The following is a 12713-nucleotide window of genomic DNA, read 5'->3' as shown; positions in this document are numbered from 1 at the left end:
TCAGGGTGCTCCATGCCGTTCAGTCACTGCGACGACGCAACGGGTCCCGTTCCGGAGGCCAGAAGGCTCCGGCCTGCGTCCGTACGAGGTAACCGGACTCGAACAGGGCACGCCGTAGTCATCAGGTTCGTGCCGCAGGGCCATCGTGGAGCCGCAGACCGATGGCGCTACGGATGGGGTACGCGGATGCCGGAATCGAGCCGGGCCTTGGGCCGGCGCGCTCTGCTCATCGCTGGTGGAGTGGCGACGGCCTCCGTCGCTGCCACAACCGGGGCCAGTGCTCTGACCGGTGGGGAAGCGGTGCCACGGGGCTCGGGGCGCGGTGACGACGCCGGCCGGGCAAGGATCGACGTCCACCACCACTTCACGGCTCCGGCGTGGGTGGACTGGGCCGAGCGCGAGGGCCTGGTACGGCGGCAGGAGCTCCCGTGGTGGGCGCGATGGGATCTGGACTCCACCCTGGCGCTGATGGACCGGGTGGGAATCGCGACCGCGGTCCTCAATCCGACCATGCAGGACCGGTACCGCTCGGCGGCGCAGGCCAGGCAAGGTCTCGCTGTCGTCCATGAGGCGCTGGCCGACGTGACGGCCGCGCACCCGGGCCGCTTCGCCATCCTCGGCCCTGCTGTCCTGGATCATCCCGACGTGTCGGCGTGGGCTCTTCAGCGCGCTTTCGACCTCGGTGCCGTCGGAGTCAGCGTGAAAGCCAACTACAACGGGATCTACCTCGGCGATTCCTCGTACGACCGCTTTCTCGCCGAACTCGACGAACGCGCCGCGGTCCTTTTCACCCACCCGCTCGACCTTCCGGGCGGACCACCCGGCGTGCCCACGGTCCCCGGAATTCCGAACTTCATGTGTGACTTCCTGCTGGACACCACGCGTGTCGCCGTGAACCTGATCCGTGCCGGGACACTCGACCGCTACCCGCACCTGTCGGTCGTCCTGCCGCACGCCGGCGGATTCCTCCCTCAGATCGCCACCCGCATGGAGGCCTTCGGCGACTTCTGCGACCCACCCCTCGATGCTGCCCGTGTCCGGGACCATCTCCGCCGCTTCTACTACGACACGGCAGGCCCACTGGCCCCCTCGGGCACTCTGCTCGCCACCGCCGGTGGCGACCGGATCCTCTTCGGCACCGACTGGCCGGCCGCCTCCGCCGACCTCGTCACCGACTTCACGGTGCCGGCCATCGAGACCGATCCCGTCCTCACCGACCGCCAACGGCGCGGTATCTACCGCGACAACGCGCTCCGCCTCATGCCCGCGCTGAGGCGCGCCTAGCGTCCGCGCGGCCCTGCGGCCCCCGCCCGGTGCCCCCGCCCGGTGCCCGCGCACGGAACGGCTTGGCCGGGGACCCGCGCCTGGCCGAGCCCGCCCCAGGAGTGCTTCCAGGGGCGGCCCTCGACCTCGTCGGTGTGTGGTTGGGGAGCGGCAGTCAGCCGGGCGCACCCCGACCGCTCGGCCATGAACGAGGCCCATGACAGGCGTGCCTGACGCCTCGTCAGTCTGTGCGCCGGAGCGCGGTTCTGCCGCCGGCTCGTGACGTGTCCAGGGACCGGGCGAAGTCGGTCAGTGTGCGGAAGTCGTCCCCGCGCAGACCGATCCGCGGGTTGACGTGGTGCAGAAGCCCGGGCCCGCGGTGGTGGGCGGTCACGTACGCCCGGTCCCGATCGCTCTGTTCGTCGTCCACCCAGGCGAAGGGACGGCCGTCGGCGTACTCCACCAAGGGGCCGGTCTTCCAGTGGACACCGTCGGGGCGGTCCCGGAGCAAGGCGTCGCCGAAGTCGACGAAGGGGAGTTCGGGAAGGCCGAGCACGGGGGCGATCCACCGGTTGGCGTCGTCCATCCACGTGGTGGCCCAGCAGAGTTCATAGCCGAGCCGGAGCAGGGCCCGCCCGTGCTCCGGATGGAGCCAGACCCGCAACGGTCGCCGCCGGGGCGAGAGTCCGGCCTGATCCTCCGGGGTCCCGCTGTTCCGGGGCACTCGAAGCGTGGAGTAACCGTCGGGGCGCCTTTCCGGCTGGGCCGCGTAGGGGTTGAGCGGACCGTCGACGTCGAGGAACAGCAGTGGTCGGTTCACGATCCCCCGGTCCTGCTCGGTGTCGGCTGCGCCGTGGAAGCGTAGCCGCACTGAAGGTCCCGGCGTCGGCCCGGTCGCGTTTCCGCAACGCCCGCCATCGGTCGAAACCGTCGGTCCAGGGCTCGGTCCCGGTCAGGCTTTCGGCTGCCGTGCCCCATGGAGCCACTGGATACCAGCCATGATCGGGCCGGTTCCGCCGCCCGGGACGTGTCCACCGTGAGTTCGAGGCGGGTCCCGCCCTCGCTGCCCGCGGGACAGCTGCGCTGTTCGGTGGCGGGGCGAAGGAACACCCGAGCACCTTCGCGGTCCGCCGGGCGACCTCCGGGGACGCAGCGACGGTGCGAACCTCGGCGTGCGAGGTCGAGGGTGCTTCCTGGGACCCCATGGCGACCTCGCTGTGCGACGGGACCGAAGCGCCGATCGCTCTCCTCCGGGGATTTCCCGGCTCCGGTCCGCGACCTGCGGCGATCCGCAGGTCGTGGACCGAGGAGTACCGTGGAACGCACTCCTCGAAGGCAGGCGAGCGCGATGTCCGACGAAGGTTCCGAGCCCGGCCGCGCGACCGCGAAGCGGCTGCTGCCGGACGCCGTGTTCGAGGGTGTCGTGCCCGGCACGGTGGTCGTACGGCTGGAGACGACGCACGACCGGGAGGGCGTGCTCGACGGGGCGTGGTGGCCGCGGTCCCGCGACATCGCCGCCGAGCTTCCGGCCCTGATCGCCGCGCTGTCCCGGTACTTGGGCCCGGTCACCCGTGTCGGTCTGGACGCCGACGCCTGGGAGGGACTGCCGATGCGGATGATCGTGGACGATCGTGTCGTGCACATCGACTCCTTCCCGGTAGGCGACGACACCGTCCTCGTCACCCGGGGCGAGCAGGACCACTTCTCCCTCCTCGTGGTCCCGCCGCACGCCACTCCCGAGGCGGCACACGCCGCGATGACCGAAAGCGTCCGCGCCCACAGCCCCACGCAGGCCGCGCAGATCCTCATCGACACCGGAACGGAGCACTCGGGCGGCACGCAGCACTCGGGCGGAACGGAGCACTCGGGCGGCACGGAGAGAGGATCGCCGGACCGCTCGTGAGGAATCGGGAGCCGCGGCGATGACCCCGTCGGGTGACTCGGCACGCTCCCCTGTGGACGCTCCCGGACCTGTGCGCGAGTGGAGCGAGGACCACTTCGGCCGTCGGCCGTTCGGACCGTGCGGCCGAACCGAGGAGTACGCTCATCGCACCGAGGATATTTTTGAGCACTTGCTTCCGTGCCTGTGTCGTTTTCGGTGATCGAATACGCTGGGCCGGTTTCGACCGGCCCGGGGCAGGGCTCGCGTCATGACTGTGCCCAATTCCCGCCCGCCGGCCTACGAAGGCCGTCCCTCCTCCACCTCTCCGCGCCTGTCGCTCGCCCCCGCCGGTTCCGCACCGGCTCTGCTGGACGGCGCGTGGTGGCCCCACTCCCGCGATCTCGATGCCGAACTCCCGGCTCTGGTGGCGGTGCTCGATCCGCTGTGGGGGCGGATCACCCGGATCACGGTGAACCCCGACCAGTGGCCGGTTGTGCCGCGCAAGGTGCCCGCCGCAGGGCACGTGGTGAAGGTGGGCTGGTTCCGGAACGAGCAGGATCCGCACGAGCTGCTGCTGCTCTCGTACCAGGTGGGCCGCTGGAACCTCCTCGTGGTCCCGCCGCAGACGGATCCCGCCCAGGCCGCGTGGCTGATGGAGGCCGCGAGCGACCCGCTGAGCACCGCGACCGCGAGCCGGTTGATCGAGGAGGCGGCGCAGAGGCGGACGAGCGCCGCGACCGACCCGGCCGCGGAAGCGGTCCGCGACTCCGGGCGAGGGCAAGCGGTCCCGGTTCCGGCCGTGCCGTCACGGACCCGAGGTGTCACGCCGTGACGCCGAGCCGGCCGGAGTGGGCCTGAGGGCCACGGACACCGTCGGGGGCGCCGCGTCCCCGAGCGGCCCTTCGAACGAGGAGTCATGCCCCCGCCGCACATGCCCCTCCGCGACTGAGCGTCCAGCGCCACGGCCGTGGCTCGCGAGCTTTGAACATCCCTCGCGGGACAGATCGATCTCGCGACGGCCCCGCTCGTGCGCACCACGCTCGCCCGATGTCTCCAAGCCGGTGCCCACACCGTCGAGGTCGACCTGTTCCGGGGCGCGGACGCCCCGGAACAGGGACGCGTCACGGCGCCCAGGGGCTCTCGACCGCCCAGACGGTGTCCTCGCGGAAGCGTTCAGGGTTGTCCCATGCGTGGGCGCCGCCGGGGGTGGCGAGCCACAGCTCGGACCTGTAGTGGCGCAGGTACTGGTCGGGGAAGTTGTACGAGGCCAGTCGCACGCCTCCGTCGCCGCGCGCCGTGCACCAGGTGGCGTCGGCGCGGAACAGCGCTCCGTCGCCGCCTTCCTTGTGGATGCGGAAGTCGCGGTGTCGGAGGTACTGCCCCGGGTAGTTGCGCGACTCGAAGGAGTAGCACCTGTCGTCGGCGAGGCCGGGGACGATCTTCCAGGTGGCGTCGTTCTTCAGCAGGGCGCTGCTGGAGGAGTTGACGACCTCGGTGAAGCCCAGGCCGTCCTGATGGCGCAGGTACCGGTCGGTGAAGCCGGGGGTGGTCACACGCAGGGACCGGTTCTGGCCGGTCGGCAGCGTCACGGGGGCCGCCGGGTTCCTGGAGGCGTTGATCAGGGCCTGGTTGGCGGCCCTGACCCGGGCCTGGTCGACCTTGACGACCTGACGGTCGTAGGTCAGCAGGCCGTTCACCTCGTTCTCCACGTCGGTGATCTCGGTGTAGACGGAGGCGGAGAGTCCGAGGGGCATCTGCGTCTCGCGCATGGCGTCGATCAGGCCGATGTACCGGTCGACGAGGTGCGCGAGGGTGGGCTGGTTCTCGTAGGAGAAGCCGCCGCCCGGGTACCACTCGTGGCCGGGGACGCGGATGCCGAGCCCGCCGAACTCGCCCAGAACGGCGGCCCTGTTGCCGGACGGGCGGGTGACGCCGGGCCCGACGTAGACGTGGTGGTCGATCACGTCGCCGTTCCCGCCGTCCACCGAGCCGCAGCAGTTGACGCCGCTCATGTTGTCGACGAGGCGCGACGGGTCGTAGGCCTTGACCTTGTCGGCGATACGGGCCTGGTCGTACTGGCCCCAGCCTTCGTTCTGGTTCACCCACATCACCACCGACGGGGAGCTGCGGTGCTGGTCGATGACGCGGTCGTATTCGGCCTCCCACTGCACGCGGGCCGCCGCGTCCGGGGTGCGCAGGTCCATGGACGGCATGTCCTGCCACACCAGGAGGCCGAGTCTGTCGGCCCAGTAGAACCATCGCTGCGGTTCGACCTTGATGTGTTTGCGGACCATGTTGAAGCCGAGGTCCTTGTGCTTCTGCAGATCGAAGCGGAGGGCCTCGTCGGTGGGCGCGGTGTAGATCCCGTCGGGCCAGTACCCCTGGTCGAGGGTGCCGTTGTGGAACACGAACTCTCCGTTGAGCAGCAGACGCTGCACGCCTCCCACGTTTCCGACGGAGACGGAGCGCATACCGGTGTAGCTCCCGACGGAGTCGACGACCGCGGATCCGGTGAGGAGTTCGGTCCGCACTTCGTACAGGAAGGGGTCCTCCGGGGTCCACAGGCGCGGGTTCGGTATCGGCACGGTGAACTCGGTGCCGACCGGGCCGGTGGCGCTGCCCACGGTGCCGCCGCCGGTGGAGACGGTGACGCGTGCCCGGTGGCCGCTGACCCCGGCACCGCGCACGGTGACCTTCAGGGTGTTGTCCGCCAGGTCCGGCACCATGTCGAGCCGGGTGACGTGGGCCTGCGCGGTGGGCTCCAGCCACACCGTCTGCCAGATGCCTGAGGCGGCGGTGTAGAAGATGCCACCGCCGGGCCGGGGGGTGGTCTCCCGGATGCGCTGCTTCCCGACGGCCTGGCTCCCGGTCTCCGTCGGGTCGAAGACGGAGACGACGATCGTGTTCGTACCGCCGTTCAGCAGTGGTGTGATGTCGTAGGAGAAGGCGTCGAAGCCGCCGCTGTGGACCGCTCCCGCCTGCCGGCCGTTGACCCACACCGTGGTGCGCCAGTCACTCGCCCCGAAGTTGAGCTGCACCTGTCGACCGTTCCAGCCGGCAGGGACGGTGAAGGTGCGCTTGTACCAGAGCGTGTCGTGCTGGGTGATCTTGCGCTGGATCCCGGAGAGGGCCGACTCGGCGGGGAAGGGCACCCGGATCCGGTCGGGAAACTCGGCGGGCTGCCCCGCCTCCGCGCCGGTGACCGCGAAGTCCCAGATGCCGTTGAGGTTGAGCCAGTCGGCGCGGGTCATCTGCGGACGCGGGTACTCGTTCAGCGGCTTGTCCACGGGGACCTGGTTCGTCCACGGCGTGGTCATGGGCGCGGGTTTCGGTGTCCACGCGGCTTCCGCGGCCTGTGACGGGCCGCCTGCCAGCAGCAGGCCCGCGCACAGCATCGCCGGCGCGCCCAGCAGTGCGGTCACGCGGCGCCACCGCCGGGGCCATGAGGATAACGACGGACGCATCAGTGCTCCTCTGTCATGTGTGCGGGGAAACGTCGTCCGAACGGGCGACGAACGGGTGGAGCAGCGCTGAGGAGCCTCCACTGAGCAGTCGGGGGTCAGCCGGCGGGGCACCCTGCAGGGGTTTTACATCGTTGAAAGAACGGTGTAAAGGGTTCGGGGGCCGCGAGGGGGCCCGGTGCACCGCTCTGCATCCGAAGAAGCCGGGCACGCGGAAGTCCGAGCGTGCCGAAGTGCGGCGGCCCGGGACCCGGGCGCGGACAGGGAGCGGGCATGGACATCGCCGGGCGGCTGCGCCATGAGAGGCGGAGAGCACCGCGTCACCGAGGCGCGGCCGGGACGTCGGGACACAGGTTCGCCACGCGGGCCGTGTCCGGAACACCGCCTGCGACGCCGCCGCCGGGCAGACTCGACGCGGCAGTGCACACGGTGGTCGAAGCGATGGCAGGCGAGGCGCACATGGTTTCCGCGAAAGCCGACGGAACCGACGTCCTCGGCAAGGAGGGCGCATGAGGCACGCGCGTATCGCCACCGACGTCGTGATCGTCGGCGGCGGGGCGGCGGGGCTGTCACTCGCGTACGCGCTGACGGCGCCCGGCTCCGCCCGCCCCGTCCCGGTGGCGCTGGTGAACACCCCGCGGCCGTCGCTGCGTCCGGCGGAGCGCACCTGGTGCTTCTGGCATGAGGGCCCCGGCGACTTCGACGACGCTCTGGTCGCGTGCTGGCGGCGCCTGCGCGTCCGTGGCCGGGACGGTGAGGTCGTCGAGGGCGAACTCGGGACACTGCGCTACCGGATGCTCCGCTCGGACGCCTTCGAAGCCCTGGTCGGATCGCGACTGGCCGCGCTACCTCACGTGCGGCTGGTGGAGGCGACGGCGGAGACGGTGCGCAACGTGGCCGGCGGTGCGGAAGCCCTGTGCGTCACGGCGCAAGGGGACCGCATCACCGTGCGGGGCCGGCACCTGTTCGACTCCCGCCCTGCCCGGTCGCTGCCCCCGCCCGCAGCACCCTGTTGCAGCACTTCAGAGGGTGGTTCGTCCGCACAGCGGCTCCGGCCTTCGACGACGAGGTCGTGGAGCTGATGGACTTCCGGGTCCCTCAGCCCGCCCACGGGCTGGCGTTCGGATACGTTCTCCCGCTCGGCCCGCGGGACGCGCTCGTCGAGTACACCCAGTTCTCCAGGACCCCGCTGTCGCAACCGGAGTACGAGGCGGCCCTCGAGCAGTACACCCGCGACATCCTGCGTCTCGGGCCGTTCGAGGTGCGTTCCGTCGAAGCGGGTGTCATCCCCATGACGGACGGGCGGTTCGCCCGCCGGGTCGGCCCCGCCGTGCACCGCATCGGCGCCGTGGGAGGTGCCACGAGGCCGGCGACCGGCTACACGTTCTCCGCCGTCCAGAGACAGAGCAAGGCCGTCGCCGCCGCACTGCGTGACGGCAAGGCGGTCCGGCTCCCGACGCCACACCCGCGCCGTGCCCTGGCGATGGACGCCGTGATGCTGCGCGCCCTGGACTCCGGACGCGTCAACGGCCCCGACTTCTTCACCCGGTTGTTCCGGCGCGTGCCCGCCGAACGGGTACTGCGTTTCCTCGACGGCCGCAGCGCGCTGTGGGAGGACATGCTCCTCGGCTTCGCCACACCCGTCGGCCCCATGCTCCGTACCGCGGTGGAACTGCCTTTCCTGCCGCGGAAGCCCTTCCCCCTCACACGCGAAGAGAGCACCGGATGACGCTGATGCGCGATGCGGATCTGGCAGAGGCCTTCGACCATGCCGCCCCGGGGTACGACCGACTCGTCGGCCTCAACGCCGGCTACCACGCGGACCTCAGACGGTCGGCCCGGCGGCTTCGCCTGCCCGGCGGCGGCGCGGGCCGGCACATCCTCGACATCGGCTGCGGGACGGGAGCCTCGACGGCGGCCTTGCTGCGAGCGGCCCCGCTCGCCCGGATCACCGCCGTCGACGCCTCCGCCGGCATGCTCGAAAGGGCAGCGGCCAAACACTGGCCCGCCGGAGTGACCTTCGTGCACTCGCCGGTGGAGCGCCTGGCCGCCGCCGGCGTCACGGGGCCCTTCGACGCCGTCTTCGCCGGCTACCTGTTCCGTAACGTGGCCGACCCCGACGCCGTGCTGGCCGCTGTCCACTCGGCTCTGCGCCCCGGCGGCAGACTCGCGATTCACGAATACTCCCTGAGCGGGTCGGCCGGACACCGGGCTCTCTGGTCGGCCGTGTGCCGGGCGGTCATCATCCCGGCCGGCACCGTCACCGGCGACAGGGACCTGTACCGCTACCTCCACCGCAGTGTGCTGGAGTTCGACACCGTGCCCGCCTTCGCGGCCCGGCTCGACGCCGCCGGATTCAAGGACGTCCGCGCGTTGCCGGTCCCCGGATGGCAGACCGGCATCGTCCACACGTTCCTGGGCCGTCGCGCCCAACCCGGCCCGGGGCACCGCGAGGCAGGGGCCCGATGACCGGCTTCGGCACCCGGGGCGGGACGGCTCCCCGCAGGGGGCGGGACCGGAAGGCGCAGGTACTGATGGCAGCGCCGGGCCTGCGCCGGGTCGACGGACCGGCGCCGCGGGCAGCGGTCGTCGGAGCCGGTATCGCCGGCCTGGCGGCCACGACGGCGCTGGCCGAGAGAGGCGTCAAGGTCACGCTCCATGAGCAGGGACCCGGCCTCGGCGGCCGTCTCGCAGGCTGGCGGACCGAGCTCGCCGACGGCAGCCGGGTGACGATGAGCCGCGGCTTTCATGCCTTCTTCCGCCAGTACTACAACCTGCGCGGCCTGCTCCGCCGTGCGGACCCCTCGCTCTCCGTCCTCCGCCCGCTGCCGGACTACCCCTTGCGGCACCGCTCCGGGCTCACCGACAGCTTCGCCCATGTGCCCCGCACACCACCCTGGAGCGCGGTCGGGTTCGCCGCACTCAGCCCGACCTTCGGGTGGCGGGACCTCGCCGCCATGCGGCCGAGGGCCGCCCTCCCCCTGTTCGACGTGCGCGTGCCCGAGGTGTACGAGCGGTTCGACACCGTCAGCGCCCACGACTTCCTCGACTCGGTCGACTTCCCCCCGGCGGCGCACCACCTCGCGTTCGAGGTGTTCTCCCGCAGCTTCTTCTCCGACCCGCGGGAACTGTCCGCGGCCGAACTGCTGCTGATGTTCCACATCTACTTCCTCGGCTCCTCGGAGGGGCTGCTCTTCGACGTGCCCGAAGATCCGTTCCCGCAAGCGCTCTGGGAGCCGCTGGGCCGTTATCTCGAACGCTCGGGTGTGGACGTCCGGACCGGCTCGCCCGTCGACTCCGTCCGTCCGACGGGCGGCACGGCGCTGATCGTCGACGCCGACGGCACCTCCACCGAGTACGACGCCGTCGTCCTCGCTCTGGACGTGACGGGTCTGCAGCGACTGGTCGAGGCGTCGCCGGGACTGGGGAACGAGGCGTGGCGGGCCGGTATCGCGGCCCAGCGGACCGCGCCGCCCTTCCTGGTGTCCCGGCTGTGGCTCGACCGCCCCGTGGGCCGGTCCCGGCCCGGCTTCCTCGGCACGAGCGGCTTCGACGGCCTGGACAACGTGAGCGTGCTGGACCACTGGGAGGGGGAGGCGGCCCGCTGGGCGCGGCGCACCGGTGGCGCTGTCGTGGAACTGCACGGTTACGCGGTCGACGAGTCGGCCGACCGTCACGCCGTCGAACGGAGACTGCTGCGGCAGCTTCACGAGGTCTATCCGGAGACCGCTGAGGCCCGGGTCGTCGACGCCCGGCACGAATGGCGTGCGGACTGCCCGCTGTTCCCCGTCAAGGGCTACCTGTCCCGTCCCACGGTGAGCACTCCCCACCCCACTCTGACGATGGCCGGCGACCTGGTCCGCACCGACCTCCCGGTCGCTCTCATGGAGCGTGCCGCCACCACCGGGTTCCTCGCCGCCAACTCGCTGCTGGCCCGCTGGGGTGCGGCCGGCCACCCGCTGTGGACGGTGCCGCGCAGGGGACGTTCGCGATTGCTCCGGGGTATGTCCGCCCGGTTCGCGGACCTCGGCTGAGCACCGGCCCCGGGCAGCCGGGGGCCGGCCGGACCGGCTCAGCCCGGGAACCGGCCCGTGCTGCGCAGCAGCCGGCGCCGTTCCGCGTACGCGAGGTCGTCGCGCCACAGGCGCCCCGCCGCCCACCGGATCAGCGGCCGGAGAGCAGGGGCCGCCGCCCGTGCCACGGCGAATCCGCTGCGGTCGGAGACGGCGACGACGGCTTCGATCACGGCCGTACGCGGACTGCCGTCAGGGCCGGGGTCCAGCGGCGTGGCGTGCGTCTCCACGACGGACGTCGCGCCCTCGCCCTCGGTGATGCGCATGACGACCGTGCGCGGCTCAGGCGAGGTGAACTCCGCCCGCACGGGAACGACCAGCCGCCCGGCGAGCTTGAACGACACGTCGACGGTGAAGGCGTCCTCGTCCGCGTCGCTCTCAGGGACCCGCAGGACGGTCAGGTCCACGAAGGAGTACGGGTGGAACCAGGACCCGTGCCACGGGTCCAGGCGGTTGGCCACCACGTCCTCCGGCTCGCAGCGGCCCACGGCGGTGAACACGGCGTCGACAGTGCCGCCGCTCGGACGCGGCGGCACCACCGGCCGGTCGAGCGGCGGCTCCCCGCCGACGTCGTCGAGACGCACCCAGGCGAGCACACCGTCGTCGTGGGCGGGGAACGGGTCCCAGCCGGCGAACGGGCGGCCGTCCAAGGAAAGTCCGTGCCAGTGGCACACCACGGTGCCGCACACGATCCGGCTCTCCCGCAGTGGAGCGCCAAGGTGCGGGCAGGCGCCCGGCCCGGCCCTCAGCTCGCCCGAGGCGGTGCGCCAGGCGACGACCTCCACGCCGCCGACCGTCCGCCCGAACGGGCGTCCCTCGCTGCCGACGTCCCGAGAGGCGCCGATGACGTACCAGTTGCCGGACGGCCGTGCCGCCGAGCGCTTCAGCGCGTCCGCGATGAGCGACGGCCTGGCCTCGCGCCATGTCGGCGTCTGCTGTTCCCAGCGGGTCCGGCGACGCGACCGCACGGGCAGGGTGTACCGCCGCGGTCCCCGAGGCCCCGTCATGCTCCGTACCTCCCCGGGCCCGTGGCGGGCGACCTGTGTGCCGGTGCGGCCGGTGGTGTCTCGAGGGCGTGCTCCGGCGACGGCCGGGGCTGCGGGCTCAGGCGTGCCGTCAGAATCCGTACGAGTCCGTCCAGCGCCACGGTGGCGCGGCGCCTCCGTGGCACCACCGACCGCCGCTGCACCACGGCGTAGCCGTCGTCGGCGATGGCGTCGAGGATCCCGCCGTACAACGTGTACGCCGTCCGGATGCAGGGCCGGGCGCGCGGCTCGAGCATGTCGATGCCCGGTCGGGCCTCCCGGTACACGCTCCGGGTGAGCTCAGCGGCGGCTTCGAGCGCGGCGCGGATCCGCGGGTCCGGCTTGCCGGTGGCGCGGCTCCACTCCAGCAGAGGGCGATCCGCGCCATGGGCGGCGAGCAGGTCGGCCGGCAGATAGACCCGCCCGCGGTCGAGGTCCTCGCCCACGTCCCGCAGGAAATTGGTGAGCTGGAACGCGACCCCCAGCGCGGCCGCGTGCGGTGCCGCCACCTCCTTCGGCACGACGGTGCCGAGCACCGGCAGCATCTGCAGGCCGATGACGGCGGCGGATCCGTGCATGTACGACCTGAGGTCCGCGTAGGTGGCGTAGTCCGTGACCGTGAGGTCTTCCCGCATGGAGGCCACGAAGTCCGAGAAGTGCTCGTGGGGGATGGCGTAGGCCCTGGCCGTGTCGGCCACCGCCTGCACGACGGGTTCGCTGCTCCGGCCGGTCCGAAGCCCCGAAGCGAGTTCGCTCTCCAGCTGCGCGAGCTGCCGGTCACGCGCCTCAGGAGTGCGGGCGCGGGCCGGATCGTCCACGATGTCGTCGGCCCAGCGTGCGAAACCGTACAGCGCGTGGACGGCCGGGCGCCGGTGGACCGGCAGCAGCCGGGTCGCGAGGAAGTAGGTCTTGCCGTGACGGGCGTTGAGCCGCCGGCAGTGCTGGTACGCCGCTCGCAGCCCCGGGTCCGAGATCCGTGCCGCGTCCAGTTCACGTCGTGTCATGAACG

Annotated in this window: 9 protein-coding genes and 2 pseudogenes; 6 read left to right on the top strand and 5 right to left on the bottom strand. The window is 71.9% G+C overall.

Going from position 1 to position 12713, the window contains the following annotated elements:
- Nucleotides 1-300 precede the first annotated feature (300 nt).
- Nucleotides 301-1284 (top strand): amidohydrolase family protein, encoded by a 984-nt coding sequence (locus tag GLX30_RS09265; protein WP_347879704.1) that lies wholly within the window; start codon nucleotides 301-303, stop codon nucleotides 1282-1284.
- Between the two features lie 220 nt (nucleotides 1285-1504).
- On the opposite strand, the gene GLX30_RS09260 is transcribed toward GLX30_RS09265, so the two are convergent.
- Both GLX30_RS09260 and GLX30_RS35150 read right to left on the bottom strand, forming a co-directional pair.
- The gene (locus tag GLX30_RS09260; RefSeq protein WP_159685837.1) at nucleotides 1505-2083 is read right to left on the bottom strand and encodes a hypothetical protein; all 579 of its coding nucleotides are present in this window, start codon (nucleotides 2081-2083) and stop codon (nucleotides 1505-1507) included.
- 155 nt (nucleotides 2084-2238) lie between these two features.
- Nucleotides 2239-2468 (bottom strand): annotated as a pseudogene (locus GLX30_RS35150) (hypothetical protein); the annotation flags it as partial.
- Between the two features lie 143 nt (nucleotides 2469-2611).
- Between GLX30_RS35150 and GLX30_RS09255 the strand changes: the two are divergent.
- Both GLX30_RS09255 and GLX30_RS09250 read left to right on the top strand, forming a co-directional pair.
- Nucleotides 2612-3166 (top strand): DUF5994 family protein, encoded by a 555-nt coding sequence (locus tag GLX30_RS09255; protein WP_244258089.1) that lies wholly within the window; start codon nucleotides 2612-2614, stop codon nucleotides 3164-3166.
- A gap of 247 nt (nucleotides 3167-3413) precedes the next feature.
- Entirely contained in the window at nucleotides 3414-3977 is a 564-nt protein-coding gene (locus tag GLX30_RS09250) for a DUF5994 family protein (protein ID WP_159685834.1), read from the top strand.
- 289 nt (nucleotides 3978-4266) lie between these two features.
- Here GLX30_RS09250 and GLX30_RS09245 read toward each other — a convergent pair whose 3' ends face one another.
- Nucleotides 4267-6609 carry an AbfB domain-containing protein gene (locus tag GLX30_RS09245; RefSeq protein ID WP_159685831.1) on the bottom strand — a complete coding sequence of 781 codons (2343 nt, stop codon included), beginning with the start codon at nucleotides 6607-6609 and terminating at the stop codon, nucleotides 4267-4269.
- 506 nt (nucleotides 6610-7115) lie between these two features.
- Here GLX30_RS09245 and GLX30_RS09240 point away from each other — a divergent pair.
- The 3 genes and pseudogenes from GLX30_RS09240 to GLX30_RS09230 all read left to right on the top strand — a co-directional run bounded on the left by GLX30_RS09240 (nucleotide 7116) and on the right by GLX30_RS09230 (nucleotide 10640).
- Nucleotides 7116-8335: pseudogene (locus GLX30_RS09240) on the top strand (lycopene cyclase family protein).
- Entirely contained in the window at nucleotides 8332-9075 is a 744-nt protein-coding gene (locus tag GLX30_RS09235) for a class I SAM-dependent methyltransferase (RefSeq protein WP_159685828.1), read from the top strand. The pseudogene GLX30_RS09240 and the gene GLX30_RS09235 overlap by 4 nt, the downstream one beginning before the upstream one ends.
- 65 nt (nucleotides 9076-9140) lie before the next feature.
- Nucleotides 9141-10640: an FAD-dependent oxidoreductase gene (locus tag GLX30_RS09230; RefSeq protein ID WP_244258088.1), complete on the top strand. Its 1500-nt coding sequence runs from the start codon at nucleotides 9141-9143 to the stop codon at nucleotides 10638-10640.
- 38 nt (nucleotides 10641-10678) lie between these two features.
- On the opposite strand, the gene GLX30_RS09225 is transcribed toward GLX30_RS09230, so the two are convergent.
- Both GLX30_RS09225 and GLX30_RS09220 read right to left on the bottom strand, forming a co-directional pair.
- A complete protein-coding gene (locus GLX30_RS09225; protein ID WP_159685822.1) occupies nucleotides 10679-11686 on the bottom strand; it encodes a DUF5914 domain-containing protein in 1008 nt (335 codons plus the stop codon).
- Nucleotides 11683-12708: a phytoene/squalene synthase family protein gene (locus GLX30_RS09220; RefSeq protein ID WP_159685819.1), complete on the bottom strand. Its 1026-nt coding sequence runs from the start codon at nucleotides 12706-12708 to the stop codon at nucleotides 11683-11685. Before GLX30_RS09220 ends, GLX30_RS09225 begins: the two co-directional genes overlap by 4 nt.
- Nucleotides 12709-12713 lie beyond the last annotated feature (5 nt).

Origin of the sequence: Streptomyces sp. Tu 2975, assembly GCF_009832925.1 — a bacterium.
In the GTDB taxonomy this organism is placed as follows: domain Bacteria; phylum Actinomycetota; class Actinomycetes; order Streptomycetales; family Streptomycetaceae; genus Streptomyces.
Note: the sequence above shows the minus strand (reverse complement) of the source record. Positions and strands in the feature narration are given on the sequence as shown.